Origin of the sequence: Aeromonas sp. ASNIH8 (genome assembly GCF_002919855.1) — a bacterium.
Classification (GTDB): domain Bacteria; phylum Pseudomonadota; class Gammaproteobacteria; order Enterobacterales; family Aeromonadaceae; genus Aeromonas; species Aeromonas caviae.
The window spans coordinates 1-19,996 of the sequence record NZ_PQLN01000031.1; the positions used below are offsets into that span (position 1 = coordinate 1).

Annotated in this window: 17 protein-coding genes and 1 other RNA gene; 2 read left to right on the forward strand and 16 right to left on the reverse strand. The window is 62.5% G+C overall.

The features are described 5' to 3' along the window. Nucleotides 1–104 precede the first annotated feature (104 nt). The 8 genes from C3418_RS24045 to C3418_RS10235 all read right to left on the reverse strand — a co-directional run bounded on the left by C3418_RS24045 (nucleotide 105) and on the right by C3418_RS10235 (nucleotide 10,737). On the reverse strand, nucleotides 105–296 hold the full coding sequence (locus tag C3418_RS24045) for a hypothetical protein (RefSeq protein WP_146054102.1): 192 nt from the start codon (nucleotides 294–296) through the stop codon (nucleotides 105–107). Continuing rightward, nucleotides 293–1,831, reverse strand: a complete 1,539-nt coding sequence (locus tag C3418_RS10205; protein ID WP_103261347.1) for a type I restriction-modification system subunit M — start codon at nucleotides 1,829–1,831, stop codon at nucleotides 293–295. The genes C3418_RS24045 and C3418_RS10205 overlap by 4 nt, the downstream gene beginning before the upstream one ends. A gap of 550 nt (nucleotides 1,832–2,381) precedes the next feature. Next, a complete protein-coding gene (gene gcvP, locus C3418_RS10210) occupies nucleotides 2,382–5,258 on the reverse strand; it encodes an aminomethyl-transferring glycine dehydrogenase (protein WP_103858428.1) in 2,877 nt (958 codons plus the stop codon). Nucleotides 5,259–5,490: 232 nt separating this feature from the next. Continuing rightward, nucleotides 5,491–5,880, reverse strand: coding sequence for a glycine cleavage system protein GcvH (gene gcvH / locus C3418_RS10215; RefSeq protein ID WP_010675081.1), 390 nt, complete (start codon nucleotides 5,878–5,880; stop codon nucleotides 5,491–5,493). 76 nt (nucleotides 5,881–5,956) lie between these two features. Continuing rightward, nucleotides 5,957–7,054, reverse strand: a complete 1,098-nt coding sequence (gcvT, locus tag C3418_RS10220; RefSeq protein ID WP_010675082.1) for a glycine cleavage system aminomethyltransferase GcvT — start codon at nucleotides 7,052–7,054, stop codon at nucleotides 5,957–5,959. Nucleotides 7,055–7,435: 381 nt separating this feature from the next. After that, nucleotides 7,436–8,656: an FAD-dependent 2-octaprenylphenol hydroxylase gene (locus C3418_RS10225; protein ID WP_181023084.1), complete on the reverse strand. Its 1,221-nt coding sequence runs from the start codon at nucleotides 8,654–8,656 to the stop codon at nucleotides 7,436–7,438. Between the two features lie 100 nt (nucleotides 8,657–8,756). Further along, complete coding sequence (gene ubiH / locus C3418_RS10230) at nucleotides 8,757–9,980, reverse strand: 2-octaprenyl-6-methoxyphenyl hydroxylase (protein WP_103858429.1); 1,224 nt, start codon at nucleotides 9,978–9,980, stop codon at nucleotides 8,757–8,759. A gap of 187 nt (nucleotides 9,981–10,167) precedes the next feature. Next, nucleotides 10,168–10,737, reverse strand: coding sequence for a UPF0149 family protein (locus C3418_RS10235; RefSeq protein WP_103858430.1), 570 nt, complete (start codon nucleotides 10,735–10,737; stop codon nucleotides 10,168–10,170). A gap of 173 nt (nucleotides 10,738–10,910) precedes the next feature. On the opposite strand from C3418_RS10235, the gene zapA reads away from it, so the two are divergent. Both zapA and ssrS read left to right on the forward strand, forming a co-directional pair. Continuing rightward, complete coding sequence (zapA, locus tag C3418_RS10240) at nucleotides 10,911–11,243, forward strand: cell division protein ZapA (RefSeq protein WP_010675086.1); 333 nt, start codon at nucleotides 10,911–10,913, stop codon at nucleotides 11,241–11,243. A 16-nt stretch (nucleotides 11,244–11,259) separates the two neighbouring features. Then, a non-coding RNA gene (gene ssrS, locus C3418_RS10245) (6S RNA) lies at nucleotides 11,260–11,442 on the forward strand. Between the two features lie 133 nt (nucleotides 11,443–11,575). Here ssrS and emrD read toward each other — a convergent pair. From emrD to C3418_RS10285, 8 genes are all read right to left on the reverse strand, one after another. Continuing rightward, nucleotides 11,576–12,775: a multidrug efflux MFS transporter EmrD gene (gene emrD, locus C3418_RS10250; RefSeq protein WP_103858431.1), complete on the reverse strand. Its 1,200-nt coding sequence runs from the start codon at nucleotides 12,773–12,775 to the stop codon at nucleotides 11,576–11,578. A gap of 271 nt (nucleotides 12,776–13,046) precedes the next feature. Continuing rightward, complete coding sequence (locus tag C3418_RS10255) at nucleotides 13,047–14,477, reverse strand: ATP-binding cassette domain-containing protein (RefSeq protein WP_103858432.1); 1,431 nt, start codon at nucleotides 14,475–14,477, stop codon at nucleotides 13,047–13,049. Continuing rightward, on the reverse strand, nucleotides 14,474–15,280 hold the full coding sequence (locus tag C3418_RS10260; protein WP_010675089.1) for an ABC transporter permease: 807 nt from the start codon (nucleotides 15,278–15,280) through the stop codon (nucleotides 14,474–14,476). Before C3418_RS10260 ends, C3418_RS10255 begins: the two co-directional genes overlap by 4 nt. Before the next feature lie 2 nt (nucleotides 15,281–15,282). Further along, complete coding sequence (locus C3418_RS10265) at nucleotides 15,283–16,245, reverse strand: ABC transporter permease (protein ID WP_103858433.1); 963 nt, start codon at nucleotides 16,243–16,245, stop codon at nucleotides 15,283–15,285. Continuing rightward, nucleotides 16,242–17,768, reverse strand: a complete 1,527-nt coding sequence (locus C3418_RS10270; protein WP_103858434.1) for an ABC transporter substrate-binding protein — start codon at nucleotides 17,766–17,768, stop codon at nucleotides 16,242–16,244. Before C3418_RS10270 ends, C3418_RS10265 begins: the two co-directional genes overlap by 4 nt. A gap of 195 nt (nucleotides 17,769–17,963) precedes the next feature. Next, nucleotides 17,964–18,626 carry a glutathione S-transferase family protein gene (locus C3418_RS10275; RefSeq protein WP_103858435.1) on the reverse strand — a complete coding sequence of 221 codons (663 nt, stop codon included), beginning with the start codon at nucleotides 18,624–18,626 and terminating at the stop codon, nucleotides 17,964–17,966. Nucleotides 18,627–18,657: 31 nt separating this feature from the next. Then, on the reverse strand, nucleotides 18,658–19,266 hold the full coding sequence (locus C3418_RS10280) for a glutathione S-transferase family protein (protein WP_103858436.1): 609 nt from the start codon (nucleotides 19,264–19,266) through the stop codon (nucleotides 18,658–18,660). Nucleotides 19,267–19,386: 120 nt separating this feature from the next. Further along, a complete protein-coding gene (locus C3418_RS10285; RefSeq protein WP_103858437.1) occupies nucleotides 19,387–19,842 on the reverse strand; it encodes a hypothetical protein in 456 nt (151 codons plus the stop codon). Nucleotides 19,843–19,996: the final 154 nt, after the last annotated feature.

Sequence of the window (19,996 nt, forward strand, 5' to 3'; positions counted from 1 at the left end):
GCGAACCGGAATTGCCAGCTGGGGCGCCCTCTGGGAAGGCTGGGAAGCCCTGCAAAGTAAACTGGATGGCTTTCTTGCCGCCAAGGATTTGATGGCACAGGGGATCAAGATCTGATCAAGAGACAGGCTGAGAATTTTCCTGATGTGACAAATCCACTTTGCAGAACAGGCACACCTTCAGATTTGTAGTGTTCTGACTTCAGGTTACTACCAAAAGGGCCATCAACCATCGCATACTTTTTTCTAGAAACTACATCTTCTAACCGTTTGTAGCTCCAATCAGCAGGATGTTTCATTGCAAGCCACCTTGTGAATAATATCCCAGCTCCTCCAGATAGTTGGCCATCTCGATTTCCAGCTCGGCCAGCTGGGTTTTCAGTTGTTCGCGCTCGGCCCGCACCGCCAGCAGATCGATCTCCTCCTCTTCTTCGAAGGTATCCACATAGCGGGGGATATTGAGGTTGTAGTCGTTCTCCTTGATCTCTTTGAGCGAGGCAAGGTAGGCGTATTTATCGACATTGCCGCCGTTGCGATAGGTAGCGACAATCTTGGCGATATTGTCCGCGCTTAACAGGTTCTGGTTTTTACCCGCCTTGAACTCGCGGCTAGCATCGATAAACAGCACATTGTCATCCACCTTCTGCTTTTTAAAGATCAGGATGGCGGCGGGGATGCCGGTGCCATAGAAGAGCTTCTCTGGCAGGCCGATCACCGCATCGAGCAGGTTCTCGTCGATCAGCTGCTGACGGATCTTGCCCTCGCTGGAACCCCGGAACAGCACGCCGTGGGGCACCACTACCCCCATGCGGCCAGTCTTGGGCTTAAGGGTTTCAATCATATGGAGGATAAAGGCGTAATCCCCCTTGGTTTTGGGCGGCAGCCCGCGCTTGAAGCGACCGAACTTATCGTTCCCCGCTTCCTCATAACCCCATTTATCCAGCGAAAAGGGCGGGTTGGCGGTCACGATATCGAAGCGCATCAGGTCGCCGTTTTTATCCAGTAGCTTGGGGTTGCGGATGGTGTCGCCCCACTCGATCTTGTGGTTGTCTTCCCCGTGCAGGAACATGTTCATCTTGGCCAGCGACCAGGTGGAGCCAATAGCCTCTTGACCGTAGAGGGCGTAGTGTTTCTCGCCATGGTTTGCCACCACCTTGCGGCCGCACTTCATCAAGAGTGACCCCGAGCCACAGGCCGGATCGCAGATGGTGTCGCCCGGTATCGGCTCCAGCAGCTCGGCAATGAGATCGGAAACTTCGGGCGGGGTATAGAACTCCCCCGCCTTCTGGCCGCCGCTGGCGGCGAAGTTCTTGATGAGATACTCGTAGGCGTTGCCGATCACATCCAGGGTGCCAACCCGACTCGGTTTGAGGTTGAGCTCATCCTTGGCAAAGTCTTCCATCAAATGGCGCAGTATGGTGTTCTTCTGCTTCTCTTCGCCGAGGCGGTCGGTGTTGAAGCTGATGTCCTGAAACACGCTCTTGCCCGCGTCTTTGAGCTTGGTGCCGTTGGCCTCTTCGATGGCGTGCAGCGCCTGATCGATCCGCTCGCCGTTGCCCGGTTCAAAGCGACGCTCGAACAGGCTGTAGAAACTGGCCTGTTTGGGCAGCACGAAGCGCTCGTTTTTGAGCATCTCTTCAATGAGCTCCGGCTCATCACCATATTCGGCCCTGTAGCCATCGTAGTGATCCTGCCAGACATCGGAGATGTATTTCAGGAACAGCATGGTGAGCACGAAATCTTTATAGGTATCAGGGCTGACAGTGCCCCGGAAGGTGTCGCAGGCAGACCAGAGGGCCTTGTTGATATCGTCCTGGTTTATCGAGGTAGTCATAAGTCACAATTCCTTGGGCAGTAGCCGGATAAACGGGAAAGCGCGGATGCTTGAGCGGGATGCAGTATTCATCGTTCAAGCCAGCAGGCCGCGCGGGAGAGGCCCGACACTGAGGGTGGCAAGCGGCGGCACGTTCACAACATATCGCGTTATCGCCGATGATGCGGCGGCAGTCTGTCGCAACTGGCGCAGGTGCGTCAAGCGTGCCCGCTCGCATTTTGCCTCTATCGTTATGATCGCTATAAAGATCCAACGGCGAGCGGACCATCGACGCGGGTCACGCCACTGATATTGCCCAATCAACGCCCGGCTGTTGCGCAATTCATGCACCGCGCAAATAGAAAGACTCTGCGATGCAGGGTCTTTCAGTTTCCAGCTTAAATGTCCGAGCTCACTAACCGAGATCATTTTTGTAATTTAATTACAGATAATCACCACAAAAATAAAAAGGCCCTGCTGTTGCAGGGCCTTTGAGTTTCCAACTTAAATGGTCGGTTTCCAACTTCAATGTCACTGTTTCCAACTTAAATGGCCGTGATCAAAACGCCACTTACTTGGCGTAATCCTCAGTCGGGATACAGGAGCAGAACAGGTTGCGATCGCCATAGACGTCGTCGATGCGGTTGACCGACGGCCACAGCTTGCTGGCGCGCACGGCGTCGGACGGGAAGACCGCCTCGGCGCGGCTGTAGCCACGGTTCCACTCTGCATCCATCACGTCGTCCTGGGTGTGCGGCGCATGGACCAGGGGGTTGTCGGCAAGGCTCCAGTGACCGTCCTGCACCCGGGCAATCTCGGCACGGATGGCGGTCATGGCTTCCACGAAGCGATCCAGCTCGCGCTTGGATTCGGATTCGGTCGGCTCGACCATCAGGGTGCCCGCTACCGGGAAGCTCATGGTCGGCGCGTGGAAGCCGTAGTCCATCAGGCGCTTGGCCACGTCCATCTCGCTGATGCCACTGGCTTCTTTGAGCGGGCGGATGTCCAGGATGCACTCGTGGGCCACCCGGCCGTTGCGACCTGTATAGAGCACGGGGAAGGACTCGCCGAGCTTCTTGGCCAGGTAGTTGGCGTTGAGGATGGCGACCTGGGTGGATTTCTTGAGCCCCTCGTCCCCCAGCATGGCGATGTACATCCAGCTGATGGGCAAAATGCTGGCCGAACCGAACGGAGCGGCAGACACGGCGCCGTTGTCACGGCTCTCCTTGTCGGTCTTGACCACGGCGTGACCGGCCACAAACGGTGCCAGGTGTTTCTTCACGCCGATGGGGCCCATGCCCGGACCGCCACCGCCATGGGGAATGGCGAAGGTCTTGTGCAGGTTGAGGTGAGAGACGTCCGCGCCGATAAAGCCTGGTGCCGTCAGCCCGACCTGCGCGTTCATGTTGGCGCCGTCGAGGTACACCTGACCACCATACTGGTGAACGATGTCGCACACCTCCTTGATGGTCTCCTCGTACACCCCGTGGGTGGAGGGGTAGGTCACCATCAGGCAGGAGAGCTGGTCTCCGACCTCGGCGGCCTTGGCGCGCAGGTCGTCCAGATCCACGTTGCCTGCCTTGTCACAGGCGGTGACGATGACCTTGAGGCCCGCCATCTGGGCGGAGGCCGGGTTGGTGCCGTGGGCAGAGGCCGGGATGAGGCACACATCGCGATGCCCCTCGCCGCGGGACTCGTGGTACTTCTTGATGGCGAGCAGGCCCGCGTATTCCCCCTGCGCGCCGGAGTTGGGCTGCATGCAGACCGCATCGTAGCCGGTCACCTTCACCAGCCAGTCTTCCAGATCTGCCAGCAGCAGCTGGTAGCCCTGGGTCTGCTTGAGCGGCGCGAAGGGGTGCAGCTTGCCGAATTCGGGCCAGGTCACCGGGATCATCTCGGCGGTGGCGTTGAGCTTCATGGTGCAGGAGCCGAGCGAGATCATGGCGTAGTTCAGGGCCAGATCTTTCGCTTCGAGACGGTGGATGTAGCGCAGCATCTCGGTCTCGGAGTGGTACTTGTTGAATACCTCGTGAGTCAGCACGGCGTCGGTGCGCAGCAGATCCTGCGGGATCGCCTGATGCGTCTGGGCGGCCTGGTCGAGGGCCTCCACATCGAGGCCGTGACCCGCCCCAAGGAACAGATCGAACAGCTCGGCCACATCGCCTCGGGTGGTGGTTTCAGAGAGGGACACACCGACCGCACCATCGAGATCCGCACGCAGGTTGATGCCGAGCCCTTCGGCCTTGGCAATGAGTGCAGCCTTGTCCGACGTCAGTACAGTGAGGGTATCGAACCAGCTTCCGTGCTTGAGGGCCACGCCCTTGGCGGTAAGGCCGAGCGCCAGGATGGTGGTCAGACGGTGCACGCGGGAGGCGATGGTTTTCAGCCCCACCGGCCCGTGGTAAACGGCGTAGAAGCTCGCCATGTTGGCCAGCAGCACCTGGGCAGTACAGATGTTGGAGTTGGCCTTCTCGCGGCGGATATGCTGCTCGCGGGTCTGCATGGCCATGCGCAGGGCGCTCTTGCCACGGGCATCCTTGGAGACGCCGATGATGCGACCCGGCATGGAGCGCTTGTAGGCGTCGCGGGTGGCGAAGAAGGCGGCGTGGGGGCCACCGTAACCCATGGGCACACCGAAGCGCTGGGCACTGCCGAACACCACGTCGGCACCCAGTTCACCCGGGGATTTGAGCAGCAGCAGGGAGAGCATGTCGGTCCCGACGCAGGCCAGCCCCTTCTGGGCCTGGACGGCGGCAATGAGGGAACGCAGATCGGTCACATTGCCGGTAGTGCCCGGGTACTGGAACATGGCACCGAATACCTCTTCGCTCACGGCCTCGCCCGCAGGGCCGACCACCACATCGAAACCGAAGTGGACCGCGCGCTCCTTGACCACGTCGATCACCTGGGGGTGAACGTCGTCGGCCACGAAGAAGAGGTTGGATTTGGATTTGGCCATGCGCTTGGCCAGCGCCATGGCTTCGGCGGCGGCGGTGGCTTCATCGAGCAGGGAGGCGCTCGCCAGATCCATGCCGGTGAGATCCAGGGTGAGCTGCTGGAAGTTGAGCAGGGCTTCGAGACGGCCCTGGGCCAGCTCGGGCTGATAGGGGGTGTAGGCGGTGTACCAGCCCGGGTTTTCCAGCACGTTGCGCAGGATGACGTGGGGCACGTGGGTGTCATGGTAGCCCATGCCGATGTAGCTCTTGGCGATCTGGTTCTTGGCCGCATAACCCTTTAGCTTGGCCAGGGCCTCCACTTCGGTCATGGGGGCGCCGATACCAAGCGGCCCCGGACGACGGATGGCAGCGGGGACCGTCTGCTCAATCAGATCGTCCAGGCTCTCGGCCCCCACGGTGGCGAGCAGGGCCCGCAGTTCTTCCTCACCCGGGCCGATGTGACGGCGGATGAAATCGGTTTTTTGCTCGAGTTCAAACAGTGACTGGGTCATTTCCCTATTTCCTGGTAATAGGTCCTGGCATGACATCCTGACAACCAAGACCTGATGTTCCTGTAGCCGGTCGATACCGGCTCCACTCATGTTCTGTGTCCGCCGCGGGCAGACGGGGAATGCGGCAAGGGCATCCCGAAGGCGCAAAGGCTGCGCCCTTCCTGCAACCGCCATGGCCGCAGGATGGCAGTCATACAAGAGGGCCCTGCTGTGTTGGCAGGGCCCGGGGGCATTACTCTTCGTCCACCACGTTCTGGTAGCCTTCGGCATCCAGCAGGTTGGCGAGCTCGCCCGCGTCGTCCAGCTTGATGCGGAACAGCCAGCCGGCGCCGTAGGGGTCGGAGTTGACCAGCTCGGGGCTGCCTTCCAGCTCTTCGTTGACGGCCAGGATCTCGCCGCTCACCGGGCTGTAGATGTCGGAGGCGGCCTTGACGGACTCCGCCACGGCGCAATCTTCACCGGCGCTCACCTGCTTGCCCACTTCCGGCAGATCGACGAACACCATGTCCCCCAGCAGATCCTGGGCGTGCTCGGTGATGCCGACCACGGCTTCGCCGTTGGCTTCAACACGGACCCACTCGTGGGAGGTGGCATATTTCAGTTCGCTCGGGATATGGCTCATTTGTGCTTCCTTTATGCTCTTGGATCGCTTCAACAAAAATGGGGCGGCGAAGGTCAACCCTCACCGCAATCAATGATTACACCAACGGCTGGCCGTTGCGCACGAAGGCCGGCTTGGTGACTTTCACGGTGACCTGCTTCTTGCGGATCTCCACCTGGGCCTGTTCGCCGATATCACGGGGCACCCGCGCCAGGGCAATGCTGTAACCCAGGGTGGGCGAGAAGGAGCCGGAGGTGATCACCCCTTCCCGTGTCTCGCCGCTCTCGCTGGTGAAGGTGACCGGCATGCCGGCACGCAGCACGCCCTTTTCTTCCATCACCAGACCCACCAGCTTGGGCTGGTTGCCTGCGGCCTTCTGGGCTTCCAGGGCGGCGCGGCCGATGAATTGGCGGGAGGCAGGCTCCCAGGCCAGGGTCCAGGCCATGTTGGCGGCGAGCGGAGAGATTGACTCGTCCATGTCCTGACCGTAGAGGTTCATGCCCGCTTCCAGGCGCAGGGTATCACGGGCACCCAGGCCACAAGGGGCCACGCCGTTGTCCAGCAGGGCCTGCCACAGATCGCACGCCTTCTCTTGGGGGACCACGATCTCGTAGCCATCTTCGCCGGTGTAGCCGGTGGTGGCGATGAAGAGATCCCCGGCCTGCACACCGAAGAAGGGCTTCATCCCTTCGACCGCCGCATTCTGCTCGGGGGTGAACACCTTGGCCGCCTTGGCCTTGGCGTGGGGGCCCTGCACCGCGATCATGGCAAGCTCGGGGCGCTCGGTCACGCTCACGGCAAAGTCGATGGCGTGATGGCGGATCCAGGCCAGATCCTTCTCGCGGGTGGCGGAGTTCACCACCAGGCGGTAGAAGGTATCGGTCAGGAAGTAGGTGATGAGGTCATCGATGACGCCGCCTTCCGGATTGAGCATGCCGCTGTAGAGGGCCTTGCCGGGGACGGTGAGTTTGGCCACGTCGTTGGCCAGCAGGTGTTGCAGGAAGGCTTTGACCCGCTCGCCGGTCAAATCGACGATGGTCATGTGGGAGACATCGAACATGCCTGCATCGGTGCGCACCACATGGTGCTCTTCCAACTGGGAACCGTAGTTGATGGGCATCTCCCAACCGTGGAAGTCCACCATCTTGGCACCCGCTTCCAGGTGTTTCGGATGCAATACAGTAGTCTGGATCATCGCTGTGTTTCCTTAAGCGTTCGCGACAACACTCGCAATCCGCCCCGGCTCGTCGGGAACTACGGACCACAAGCTCTGTGCTCGTTCCCGCCCGGGCGGGCAGGAGTGATTCCTTGAACGGAGCGGATTATATGACAAGCGTGCCGGGGCACCGCTCAAAAAAAACTAATCCTCACCCAACTCACTGACACCAGACACTAAGGCAAAAACAGTGATAAAAACAGCCAAAACCGCGCCACTGCGGGATTTAATGTTGATTTTTACCGTCCCGTCACAATTTACAGAAAAACGTTTCGCTTCTCGCCAACATTAAAGGCTGACACCCCGAAGGGGCATCTCGCCCTGTCAGATTAGTTTTTTTGTTAAAACCCCGGGGTAATATTAGATTTTTTCACCTTTGGCCAGGGTGGGCAGCTCCCCATCCAGCCCCATGGCGGCCCGGATTATGCCCTGCTTGAGGGGAGCAAGACCGTCGACGGCGCGAAGCCCCACCCCGCGCACCAGCTTCTTGAGGGGGTTGCTGCCCGCAAACAGTCGCTTGAGCCCCTCCATGGCCGCCAGCATGCGCGCCGCCTCGCTCTTGCGCCAGCGCTCGTAGCCCCGCAGGTTGGCGAGCAGGCCGATGTCCGCGCCCTTGCCGTGATGAATGAGGATCTGCTCCGCCAGGGCGGCGGCATCCAGCAAGCCCAGATTCACCCCCTGCCCCGCCAGCGGGTGGATGGTGTGGGCCGCATCCCCCACCAGCACCAGGCGCTCGCGGGCAAAGTCGCGGGCGTAGCGGGCGGTGAGCGGAATGGCGCTGCGAGCCCCCTCCACCTTGCACAGCCCGAGGCGCCCATCAAAGGCGGCGGTGAGCTGGCGGTTGAAGCCGTCGTCATCCAGGGCGCAGAGCGCCTCGGCGTGGGCCGCGGGCACAGACCACACGATGGAGCAGAGGTCGGGCTGCCACAGGGGCAGGAAGGCGAGCGGCCCCTGGGGGGTGAAGATCTGGCGCGCCACCGTCTCATGGAGCTCGGCACAACGCACCGTCGCCACCAGGGCGTGATGACCGTAATCCCAGCTGGTGAGGGGAATGTCTGCCTGACGGCGCACCCAGGAGTGGGCGCCGTCGGCGGCCACCACCAGCTTGGTCGAGAGGGCCTGGCCATCTTCCAGCAGCAGCAGGGCGCCCGCTGGCCCGCACTGCAGGCTGGTGGCCCGGGCCGGGGTCAGCATCTGGATATTGCTGGCCCCCGCGATGGCGTCCAGCAGCGCAAGCTGGATCACCCGGTTCTCGACGATGTGGCCAAGAGCCCCCTGACGCAGGCTGGCGGCATCGAAATCGATGTGGCCGAAACTGTCCTGCTCCCACACCTGCATCTTCTCGTAGGGCTGCAGGCGGCGCGCCACTATGCCGTCCCAGACGCCGACCCCTTGCAGGATGTGCTGACTCGCGAGGCTCAGGGCACTGACCCTGTTGTCCGGCGTCTCACCGAGCGTTGCATCGGGCAGCCGGCCTTCCACGATGGCCACCGTGATCGCCCGGTTCTTGAGGGCGGCAGCGAGCCCCAGGCCCACCATGCCCCCCCCCACGATCACCACATCCACATCTTGCATCTGCATTCTCTTGTGTCCTTTCCGGGCGGGTCGCCAGGATCTGCGAGGCGACGCCCACAGGCGTGCCTCTTGCTCGAAATCGTCTTTGCCGCCGGGGCGACAGCGCTTATTGGCCGCACACCTCGTCCACGAATCCCAGGGTGCGGGAGGCGAGCGGTGCCTTGAGCCAGGGCACTCTGCCCATCAGGGAGAGCGCCAGATTGCGGCCCACCACCAGGGGAGCGTGATGGTTTGAGAAGAGCTGGGCCAGGGAGGACGTGAGCCAGACGGTCTGGGCCTGATCGTCCCGCCGCTGCTGCCAGTAGCCGCTTAGCACCTCAAAGCCGCCGATGTCTTCCCCCGCAGCGAGCGCACGGGCCAGGGTCCGGGTCAGCACGTCCAGATCCCGCATGCCGAGGTTGAACCCCTGACCGGCGATGGGGTGCAGCAGGTGGGCGGCGTTACCCACCAGCACGGTGCGCTGGGCCAGCGGGTAGTCGGCCACCGTCAGCACCAGCGGATAGAGGTGGCGCACGCCGGTACGCTCGATGCGCCCGAGGCGCCAGCCAAAAGCCTGCTGCAGACGGGCGAGAAAGGCGGCGTCATCCAGTGCAAGCAACCCCTGTGCCTCGTCCCGCGGCACGCTCCACACCAGAGAAGAGAGGCCGTCCTGCATGGGCAGCAGGGCCAGCGGCCCTCCATCGGTGAAGCGCTCGAAGGCCCGCCCGGCGGGATCCTCGGCGGTCTTGACGGTGGCGATGATGGCGCTCTGGCCATAATCGTGGCGACTGACCGGCATCTTGAAATGCTGGCGCACGAAGGAGTGGCCCCCGTCGGCCGCCACCAGCAGCCGGGTGCGGTAGCGCGCGCCGCCCTCCAGGGCGAGCGTCACTCCCGCCTCGTCGGGGTCGATGGCCTCAAGCCTGGCCGGGCACAACATACGGATCTGCGGGCAGGCGGCAATCGCCTCTTGCAGCACGATGCCCGCCGCCGACAGCTCGATCACCTGACCGAGGGCGGGTAGACCATACTCCGCCGCCGACAGCCGGGTCTGGCCACAGTGGCCCCGATCCGACACATGGATATGGGTGATGGGGGAGCAGTGGGGTACCAGGTGCGGCCAGAGGCCGTGACGGGCCAGCGCCTCGCAGGTACCGGCGGAAAGCGCGATGGCACGGGCATCGAAACCGGGATGAGCATTGAGCTCGGGCGCACTGGCCTCCAGCAGCAGGATCTGCAGGGGGGCACCATCCTGTCCTTTCAGGGCGGCAAGGGAGAGGGCCAGCACGGCACCGCTCATACCACCGCCGACGATAGCCACGTCGACGTGAACCAGATCAGATTGAGACATGAGAAGAGGGCATAGGCGAAAAAACGTGGGCCAATCCTACCACAAAGGTGGCGGACGGGATGCGAAGCCACAGGCAAAAAACCGCTTTGGCACCATGGGTTAGCAGAGTACCTCCCCTGCTCTCACCCCTTGTAAAACAGAAAGAGCGCCGTGATGCGCTCTTTCATTGACCCGCTGGGCGGGCAGATCAGTGCAGGGTCGGCGGCGTGCTCGGCGCGGCCGGGCGCTTGCCAAACTCCTCGAACGCCATCATGACCCCGAGGCGCACGTGTTCGTAGAGCACCAGGAAGGAGGTTTCGTTCTCTTCATCTTCCTGATCGAACTCGGCAGAGACCTGGGTGATGCTGGCGATGTCCTGAATCATCTCCTGCAGCTCTTCGGATGCCTTGGAGAGCTCCTGTTGGACCACGCCAAAGCCGGCCAGAAAGGCCTGGGACCAGTCCACCAGCGAGTCGATGCGCTCATCGAGCGGCGCCTCGTCGCTTGGCAGCAGCAGCTCGACGCCCTTTTGTGCCATCAGGCTCTCGATCACCTCGTGATAGAGGTCGGTCATCACCTGGCGCACCGGTGCCGGCAGACCGAAACCGTCGTTGATCAGATCATTGAAATGGGGCTGCCAGCTTTTGTCGTCCAGGGCCACGCCACCGCACACCAGGCCGCAGAGCACGCCATGGGCCTCGACGGCCGTCGCCATGAGGTCGTGCTGTGCCATCAGGTCCGCCACGGCGGCGTATTTCAGGGGGTTTGTTTTGCTCATCTAGGATCCGCTCAAAGTTCAGGCAAATATGCAGAATTTATGGCCGAGATCCTAGCATTCTCCCCCTGCCAGAGCCAGCAAGGCCTTGAAACTTCTGCATCTGCGCTATATAGTCCCGCCCAGTTGTCCACGTGGATAAAGGCGGAAATCAGCCCCGCCGTATTGAGGAAGGCATGAGCATAGAGGCCGTAGAAATCGTCATTCTGGGACGTCCCTACAAGGTGTCCTGTCCCCTGGGACAACAAGATGCCCTGCGCCAGGCCGCCGACCAGCTGACCGACAAGCTCATCGAGCTTCGTCAACGTTCCAAGGTCTCCAGCAACGAACAGCTGGCCGTCATGGCAGCGCTCAATTTCTGTCATGAGCTCTGCCTTGAAAAAGAGAAAAACCACCAATACTCTGAGACCATGGACAAGCGGATCAAAATGCTGCAACGCACCATCGAAGCCGCCTTGATCGAGCACGGACAATACGGTGAATCCAGCGAAGAGGCGCAACAGCCCTAATCGCACCGAGTTTTGAAATTCCCTGGAGTGTTTGTCAGCCGGTTCAAGTCCCCGAGCCGATATTCATACCAAACAGGGGGTCTGCCTTCTGGCTATTGAGCATGCTCGGCCCGACCGAGAAGCCTGCGGCCAGATTAGATCTCCGCCTTGAACCGACGGTTCAAGGGCCCAAACCGGCAACGGCATCTCCGGGGTACCTACCCAAAAAAGCCCGTCATCACGACGGGCTTTTTCTTTGCCTGCGCGGCAATCCCCTTCCACTCGCCTGCGGCGTCTCGCCACCCGGCAGGAGGCAGTAAAAAGCCCGCCAACGGGGCGGGCTCTTGGCCGTGTCAGACGGCCATCTGCTCGTGGGGCGCACCGTGGTGGCGCAGCCACACAAAGCTCAAGGCCACGATCAGCACCATCACCGTCATGATGGCCCCCAGGGTCACCTGCCCCGTCATCGGGAAGCTGGCGGCCAGCAGGGTTACCACGCCAGCCCCCAGATTCTGCATGCCCCCGAGCACGGCTCCTGCGGTGCCCGCCTGGCCCGGGAAGGGTTCGATGGCACAGGAGGTGACGGTCGGATAGAGAATGCCGCTGCCAATGAAGTAGACCGCAGCCCCGCCCACCAGGGAGGCAGCGCTCACCATGCCGAGCAGCCCGGGTACCAGGATGATGAGCGACCCCAGGGCCAGGAAGGCGATGCCAAGGCGCATCAGCTTGCCCTGGCTCAGGCGAAAACTCAGTCTGGCGGAGAGCCAGGCGCCGAACAGATAACCGGGCAGCGGCAGCACGAACAGCACGCTGACGGTGCGGGCACTCAGCTTGAGCACGTCCCCCAGCAACACTCCGGCCGCCGCCTCGAACACCGCGAGGCCGGCAAAGGTGGCCATCAGACAGAGCAGGTTGCCCTGGAAGCGCGGGTTGCCGAGCACGTGGCGATAGGCCGCGCCGACCCGCAGCGGCTGCTGGCGGGCGGATGCTGGCAGCGTCTCGCCAAACCAGGCCAGCAGCGCAAGCGTGGTCAGGGTGCCGAAACCGAACAGGAACCAGTAGCCGGCACGCCAGTTGAACAGCTCGGTGAGCCAGCCGCCCAGCACAGGCGCCAGCAGGGGGGAGAAGATGACCCCCATGCTCACCAGGCTGTTGGCCCGGTTGAGCTCGGCGCCGCTGTAGCGGTCGCGCATCACGGTCCGGCTCATGGCCCCCCCGGCGCCGGTGCCCAGCCCCTGGATGAAGCTGCCCGCCAGCAGGGCCGCGAAGTGCGGGATGAGCTGGATGACCAGGGTGCCGGCCAGGAACACCATCATGCCGATGAGCAGCATGGGGCGACGACCGATGCGATCCGACAGGGGACCGTAGACGAACTGGGAGAGGCCGTAAGGGATGAGGTAGCAGGCCATCACCGCCTGCAACTGACCGGAGGCCACATGAAAGTCCCCCGCCATCATGGGAATGGAGGGCACATAGAGGGTCTGGGTCATCTGACCCACGGCGACCATCAGAATGGTCAGGAAAAACAGGGGATAGAAACTGTGCCGATACATATCTCGTCCGAAAAAGATCAAAAAGCCGCCACCCTCCGGGCAGGGGTCTGCAGGAGGTGTCTGACAAAGGTCGTTGAAGAGGAACAAGGCGGAGGACCCGCACCCGCCAGCAGCAGGACGCTCTCTGGCTTACGACAATTTTAGTGATTCATATCAAAAAAAAACGAACGAAACTTTATAATCTGCTTACCCAAGTTTTTCTAATGCGACGGGGCCCAAGGCCCCGTCACTGTCATCTCATCATGGGGGAAGGATTCATCCTGTCCCCTCTTTACCCTACTCTTCTCACCTCGGCCGACGCGCCTTCGAACATGAGGGAACCTACCTCCCCCAGTCTCAGACAACGAGGGGCAACCTTGCCGGCCAGCCCCTCGTCATGGGTCACCAGCAGCAGGGCGCAGCCTATCTCTCCCAGTTCCTCCAGCAGACAGGCGATGGTCTGTTGCTGGCTCAGGGGATCGAGCCGGGACGTGGGCTCATCGGCGAACAGCAGCACGGGGCGCAGCAGCAGGGCCAGGATAAGCGACAGCCGCTGCAGCTCCCCTCCCGAGACCTGGTTTGGCAGGCGCGTCAGCAGCCGTTCATCCAGCCCCAACCGGGCCAGATAGTCGACAAGCCGATGGCGAGGCAGCCTGTGCAGACGCAGCACATCATCGAACTGGGTGGCGAGGCGCACCCGGCTGGCAAAGGCCTGCACCGGATCCTGATAGAGCTTCTGCCAGCGGCAGGGGGCTATCCCTTCCCGGCGCAGCACCTCCCCTTGCAGGGGGCGTTGCAGACCCAGCAGCACGTTGCCGAGGGTGCTCTTGCCCGCGCCGCTCGGCGCCATGATGGCCATTCGCTCCCCTTGCGCCAGGGCAAGGTCGAGCCCCGTGAACAGGGGTTGATCCCCATATCCCATGGCAAGCCCCTTCCCGCGGATGAGCCAGTCACCGGTGGGAGGGACGACCGCCTCGGGCCAGGCGGAGGGCTCCGCCGCCAGCAGAGCCCGGGTATAGGCATGGGATGGCGTGTGCAGCACACGCTCGGCGGGCCCCTGCTCCACGATCTCTCCTCCCTTGACCACCAGCACCCAACCCCCCAATGCGCGAGCCAGGGAGAGATCATGGGTGATGGTCAGCAGATGGCGTCCACGGGCCAGGTAGCCCAGCAACAAGGCACCCAGCCTGGCTGCGGCCCGGCTGTCGAGCCCCTTGGTGGGCTCGTCGGCCACCAGCAGACGGGCCTCCCCCAGGGTGGCGGCGGCAAAGGCCGCACGCTGGGCCATGCCTCCCGAGAGCTGGTGTACAAAGGCGCCCTCCCGCCCGGCCAGTCCAAGCCGCTCGAGGGCGGCGCGGGCCCGCGATCTGGCCTCCTTGCCCCCTGGCAGCCACCCCTCCTCCACCTGGGCAAGCAACCCCATGGTGGGATCCAGCGCCAGCACCGGCTCCTGAGGTAGCATCGCCAGCTCCCGCCCCCAGAGAGTACGCAGGCGAGGCGTCTCGGCCAGGTTGTGATGGCGGCCACCCGACACCATCTCGCCCCGGCCTGTCAGGGGGGCTGGCAACGTCCCCATCAGGGCATGAGCCAACAGGGATTTGCCCGAACCGCTCTCCCCGATCAGGGTCAGGGCGGTGCCGGGATGAATGGTGAAATCCAGCGCCTGCAACAGGGTTTTCTGGCCATCATCGACCTGCAACCCCTTGATATGAATGGCCGTCATGAGGTGGCTCCTTGTGAAGATGGCATGTCAAGGCCGCGCGTCTGATGAAGCAGCACCAGGGCCAGCAACATCAGCCCCATGACAAGAATGGGGGCCAGTAGCAGACGGGGAGCCTCCTGATAGTGGGGCAGCGCCTCCGTCATCATCAGCCCCAGCTCGGGCGTTGGCGGCTGAATGCCCACTCCGACAAAGCCCAGGGTAGAGAGGGTTAGAATGGCACCCGCTAGGCCGAAGGCCATCATGGTGAGCAACTGGGGGGCGAGCTCGGGCCAGAGATGGCGCCGCACCACATGGGCATGGCCGAATCCCAGCAGACGGGACGCCTCCACCTGGGGTGAGGCGAGCAGCCCCCGGCTGCGGGCACGCACCACCCGGTAATACTCCACCCACTGGGCCATGGCCAACCCGAGATAGAGGATGGCAAAGCCACCCTGGGCCATGGCGGAGAAGAGCAGCACCAGCAACAGGCCTGGCAGGGCCAGCACGCCGTCGGCCAGGCTGCGCAGCAGACCGTCGACCCAGCCGCCGCGCCAGGCCGAGAGCCAGCCCAGCAATGACCCCAGCAGCGCCGCCGTGATGACGCACAGCAGTCCCAGCAGCAGGGAGAGCCGGGTCGCCGCCGCGAGGCGCGCCATCAGGCTGCGCCCCATCTGATCCCGCCCGAGGGGCTCCTGCCAGGAGGGATCAGCCAGAAACTGTGCCAGATCCTGAGCCGCCGGATCGGGCCAGAGCACGGGGCCCAGCAGGGCAAACAGCACCACCAGCAGGAGCAGGCCCAGCCCCGTTTTGACAGACAACGACATGATCAGGACTCCTTGGGACCACGGGGGTCAATGGCAAGACAAAGCAGGTCGGTGAGGGTATTGAGCAGCACGAAGAGCACCGCCAGCACCAGCACGGTCCCCTGAACCATGGGGATGTCGCGCCAGAAGATGGCGTGCACCAGCGCATGGCCGATCCCGGGCCAAGCAAACAGGCTCTCGACCACCACGACCCCCTCGATGAGCAGCACCAGCTGCACGCTGGTGTAGGCGATGATGCTGACCCCGGTATTGCGCAGACCGTGGCGCCAGAAAACCCGGGCCGGCGAAAGCCCCTTGGTGAGGGCAAATCGGTAATAACCGGACTGCACCACGGTGAGCACGCTTTCACGCACCACCCGGGAGAGCACGCCGGAGAGCCCCAATCCCAGGGTCAGGGCGGGCAGCAGCAGGTTGCTCCCCTCCCCGTGCCCTGCCGCACTGACCCAGCCCAGCGCCACCGAGAGCATCACCATGAGCACCAGGCCGAGCAAGAAGGGGGGCAACGCACGCATCAGCACGCTCCAGCCCAGGGTCAGGCGATCACACCATCCCCCTGGGCGCAGCGCACTCAGGCTGCCAAGCGGCAGCGCCACCACCAGCGCCAGCACCACGGAGGCGCTCGCGAGCGTCAGGGTGGCGCCCAGGTGATGACCCACGTCGGCGGCGACCGGTGCGCCCGTCACCAGGGAGCTGCCGAGATCCCCTTGCAGCAAGGCCCACAGCCAGTCGCCAAAACGGGCAAGGGCCGAGCCGGCCAGCCCCAGCTCGCTGCGCACCGCGTTGGCCGCCTCGGCGGTGACATAGTCATAGCCATAACGACCCGCCGCGATGCGAAAGGCGATGTCTCCGGGCAGGGACTGAACCATCAGAAAACAGAGTCCGGCCACCAGCAGGGCAACCACCAGCGCCTGCACCAGACGCTGACCCAGTATCCCCATGACGCGAGACAAGGGGGTCGCTGTCATCGTGCGCTCCATGTCAACTTGTCCAGGCCATAGCTGCGCTCCAGGGGATCGAGTTCAAACCCCTCCAGCCCCCGACTGACCGCCGCGCTCTGGCGGTACCAGGCGATGGGCAGGAGCGGCAACTCCTGTTGCAGTGTCGTGGCTATCTCCCGGCGAGCCGCGGCGGCGTCTGTGGGCGACAAGGCTTGCGTGGCAAGGCGGGTCAGTGTTTGCGTCATGGCCGGGGAGTGCCAGTTCATCACCCCCCAGTCCGCACCGGCAGGGGTCAAGTCCCCCAGCAAGGTAACCAGGGGATCCGGTACCAGGGCATAATTGCGGGCGTAGAGACCAAGCTGGAGCGAACCGTCCTGATGGCCCGCCGGGATCTCGCTCGAGTTGCCCACCGCCACCTTGAGATCCACCCCCACCGCCTTCCACTGCGCCTGCAGTGCCGTGGCGAGGAGCGGCAGCTCCGGACGGTCAGGGAAGGTACGCAGGGTCAGGGTGAAGCACTCTTCCCCCTTGCGCAGCACACCGTCCTCCCCCGGCTGCCAGCCTGCCGCCGCGAAGGCCGCCCGGGCCGCCTTGACGTCATAGGCAAGCGGCGTCAACCCGAGCTGGTGCCACTCCCCCAGAGTGGGAGGAAAGAGCTGGGTTGCCGCCATCTCGGGATCCCGCAGCAGGGCGGCTGCCATACCACGACGATCGATGGCGAGACTCAGGGCACGGCGCACCACCGGATCGCTCAGACGAGGGTCGGCGCCATTGAGCTTGAGCTGGATGTTTCGTGGCAGGGTGACCGAGGCGATGGAGACCCGTGACGCCTGCTGCAAGCGGCGGATGCTGACCGGATCCAGCCCCCAGGCGATGTCGGCCTGACCGCTCTCGGCCATCAGGGTGCGGCTCTCTGCACGCCCCACCGTCAGGTAGCTGACCTCCTCGATTGCGGGCCTGGCCCCCTGCCAGGCGTCGAAACGCACAGTCTCTATCCGCTGGGGTTGTTGCAGGCGGGTGATGCGGTAGGGGCCAGAGCCTATCACCTGGGTTACCTCCCCCTTGGCATCGTAGGCGGCCTTCGCCAGGATCTGGGTGCTGGGGTGGGCCAGCACGGCCGGCAGGGAGGCGAAGGGTTCGCTCAGGGTGACCTTCAAGACGCCATCGCCAGCCTCGATGGACGCAATGGGAGCGCTGGTCATCACGCCGGGCTTGCGCCAGGCCTGTTGCAGGGCAAAAGCGGCCTGCTCGGCGCTCACCTCGCTGTCATCGTGAAACCGGGCCCCGGGGCGCAACGTGAATCGCCACTGCAGACCGTCATCGCTACGCGACCACTCACTGGCAAGCCCGGGTTGCAGATTGCCTTTCCCATCGACATCTACCAGGGTCTCCGCCACCTGCATGCGAGTAAAGAAGACCCCGTTGCTGGCGGGGTCGACACTGTGGATCTCCCAGGGCCCCACCATGGCAAGCGGTTTGCCGTCGGCTGCAGTCGTTCCTGCCATCAGAGCCAGGGCGAACCACCCGGCTGCGGTGCATTTTTTTGTCATCCTTTCCATCCAAGCTTCATGTTCATCAACCAAAGAGGTGGAGTTATAACATAACAATTAATCAGGAAGAATGACTTTTGATTTTTGATAAATGGCTTATTTGAAAGACAAAAAGCGACTGCGATGCAGATCGTCAAACAACGGGGAGTCAAAAGGGAATAAAAAAGATGGCCCGTCAGGGCCATCATGATGGCGTCAGCGAGTCACCATCTGCTGCGCCCGCTTGACCTGATCCTCGGGGCTCTCATTGCGCGGTGGAATGGTGATGCCCTTCTGGCAGGCGGGCCTGGCTTCCATGCGTGCCATCCATGTCTGCAAATGCACCAACCCCTCGATGGAGATACCACTCCAGTCGTGGATGCGCACCCAGGGCCAGGTAGCGATGTCGGCGATGCTGTACTCGTCCGCAAGATACTCATGGTGTGCCAGATGGCCATCGAGCACCTCGAACAGGCGTCGCCCCTCCTTCTGGTAACGCTCGATGGCGGCCGGGATCTTCTCGGGGAAATAGCGATAGAAGACGTTGGCCTGCCCCATCATGGGACCGACGCCCCCCATCTGGAACATCAGCCACTGGATGGCCTGGGAGCGGCGCTTGGGATCCTGCGGCAGCAACTTGCCGGTTTTTTCCGCCAGATAGATAAGGATGGCGCCGGACTCGAACACCGCGAAGTCACCATTGTCCCGATCGACGATGGCCGGGATGCGGCCATTGGGGTTGATGGCCAGGAACTCGGGCTTCTTCTGCTCCATGGTCGCGAAATCAAGGGGAATGACCTTGTAGGGCAGCCCCAGCTCTTCGAGGGCGATCGACACCTTGAACCCGTTGGGCGTGGCGGCAGTGTACAACTCTATCATCTTCGACTCCTTGAACGTTCAGGGGAAAGGATCAGGCCTGGGCGCTGGACCGGGCACTCACCCGGTCATGCCAGTCCTGCAAACGGGGCTGTTCGGGGGTGATACGCAGGCCGACCACCTTGCCAAAATCAATGGTACAGAGGGCAAGAATGTCGGCGATGGTGAAGCGCTCCCCCGCAATATAGGGCACCTCGGCAAGACGGGCATCAAGCTTGTCAAACCAGATCTGAGCCTGTTGCTTGCACTCCTCCCCCCATTCGGGGAAGACCCGCTCCCGGTCTTTGTAAAAACCGGTGATATGACGAAACGCCATACCGGTCGGCAGCCAGAGGTTGAACTCGATGAAGCGACTCCACATCTCTATGGTGGCGCGCTCCAGCGCGGTGCGGCCAAACAGGTTCGGTTCGGGGTGAAGCTCTTCAAAATAGCGACAGATGGCCAGGGTTTCACTCAGACAGGTTCCGTCATCGAGTTCCAGCACAGGAATGCGCCCGGCCGGGTTCTTGGTCAAAAAAGCGGGCGCCAGGTTTTCCCCCGCCCCCAGATCGACCTGCTGATATTCCATCTCGATCCCCTTCTCCGCCAGAAACATTCTGACCCGACGGGCATTGGGGGCTCGTCTCAGCTCATAAACCTTCATGTCACCTCCGTCGACGAACACACGGTGAGCCGCTGCACAGGCCATAGCAAAGCGGCACAATGTCGGTCAGTTATGACAAATATTGTGCCGCTTGAACAGCCCGCATCGAGGGTGAGATGATTAGCTGCTCAGTACCCCTGGTTGGCGCTGGCGCAGCAAAATAAGACGGGAAAGCAGCGGGAAATAGGATTCAAACTTGCTTTGCAGCACCAGGCTGCAGGCAGGATCCGCCAGTTCGGCCTCATCCAGCAGAATACCGTTGGAGACGAAATAAAAATGCGGATCCCGGACATCCGGCCCCTGTGGAGGATGTTCATACTGTCGATGCACCAACAGGGGAAGCACCGGCAATCCCAGTGCACTGCCTCCTGCTGGCCAGAGCGGAACAGGCCAGGCAGCGCCCTCTTCTTCCAGCAGCAGGATCGCCGCTTCATCCTTCGACGGTTGCCACTGCTGGGGCTGTGCCACCCGGACCTCGGTGACATAATCGCTCTCTTCGCTGGCGGCACGCAGTGCGGCCAACACACCCAGAGTCGTCGGCGACGACGGTTTCTGACTGATTAATGACAGATTCATGGCTCATATCCCTATGCTCACCACAGCCTGTTATCCGGCTGTCGCGATAAGACTAGTTGATTACAGGTCTTTATTGGAGCCGTCAGATCTGTCAGTCACCACCCTGACCGAATGAGGGCATAGCAGTTGCTATTCCCGAATATCTTGGTAAGAT

Bases quoted from the DNA above. Each gene is read 5' to 3' on its own strand.
- C3418_RS10285 (WP_103858437.1), bottom strand. From the start codon at position 19,842: ATGAATCTGTCATTAATCAGTCAGAAACCGTCGTCGCCGACGACTCTG.
- C3418_RS10270 (WP_103858434.1), bottom strand. From the start codon at position 17,768: ATGACAAAAAAATGCACCGCAGCCGGGTGGTTCGCCCTGGCTCTGATG.
- gcvT (WP_010675082.1), bottom strand. From the start codon at position 7,054: ATGATCCAGACTACTGTATTGCATCCGAAACACCTGGAAGCGGGTGCC.
- zapA (WP_010675086.1), top strand. From the start codon at position 10,911: ATGAGCATAGAGGCCGTAGAAATCGTCATTCTGGGACGTCCCTACAAG.
- C3418_RS10235 (WP_103858430.1), bottom strand. From the start codon at position 10,737: ATGAGCAAAACAAACCCCCTGAAATACGCCGCCGTGGCGGACCTGATG.
- gcvP (WP_103858428.1), bottom strand. From the start codon at position 5,258: ATGACCCAGTCACTGTTTGAACTCGAGCAAAAAACCGATTTCATCCGC.
- C3418_RS10255 (WP_103858432.1), bottom strand. From the start codon at position 14,477: ATGACGGCCATTCATATCAAGGGGTTGCAGGTCGATGATGGCCAGAAA.
- ubiH (WP_103858429.1), bottom strand. From the start codon at position 9,980: ATGTCTCAATCTGATCTGGTTCACGTCGACGTGGCTATCGTCGGCGGT.
- C3418_RS10275 (WP_103858435.1), bottom strand. From the start codon at position 18,626: ATGATAGAGTTGTACACTGCCGCCACGCCCAACGGGTTCAAGGTGTCG.
- C3418_RS24045 (WP_146054102.1), bottom strand. From the start codon at position 296: ATGAAACATCCTGCTGATTGGAGCTACAAACGGTTAGAAGATGTAGTT.
- C3418_RS10260 (WP_010675089.1), bottom strand. From the start codon at position 15,280: ATGTCGTTGTCTGTCAAAACGGGGCTGGGCCTGCTCCTGCTGGTGGTG.
- emrD (WP_103858431.1), bottom strand. From the start codon at position 12,775: ATGTATCGGCACAGTTTCTATCCCCTGTTTTTCCTGACCATTCTGATG.
- C3418_RS10225 (WP_181023084.1), bottom strand. From the start codon at position 8,656: ATGCAGATGCAAGATGTGGATGTGGTGATCGTGGGGGGGGGCATGGTG.
- gcvH (WP_010675081.1), bottom strand. From the start codon at position 5,880: ATGAGCCATATCCCGAGCGAACTGAAATATGCCACCTCCCACGAGTGG.
- C3418_RS10280 (WP_103858436.1), bottom strand. From the start codon at position 19,266: ATGAAGGTTTATGAGCTGAGACGAGCCCCCAATGCCCGTCGGGTCAGA.
- C3418_RS10265 (WP_103858433.1), bottom strand. From the start codon at position 16,245: ATGACAGCGACCCCCTTGTCTCGCGTCATGGGGATACTGGGTCAGCGT.
- C3418_RS10205 (WP_103261347.1), bottom strand. From the start codon at position 1,831: ATGACTACCTCGATAAACCAGGACGATATCAACAAGGCCCTCTGGTCT.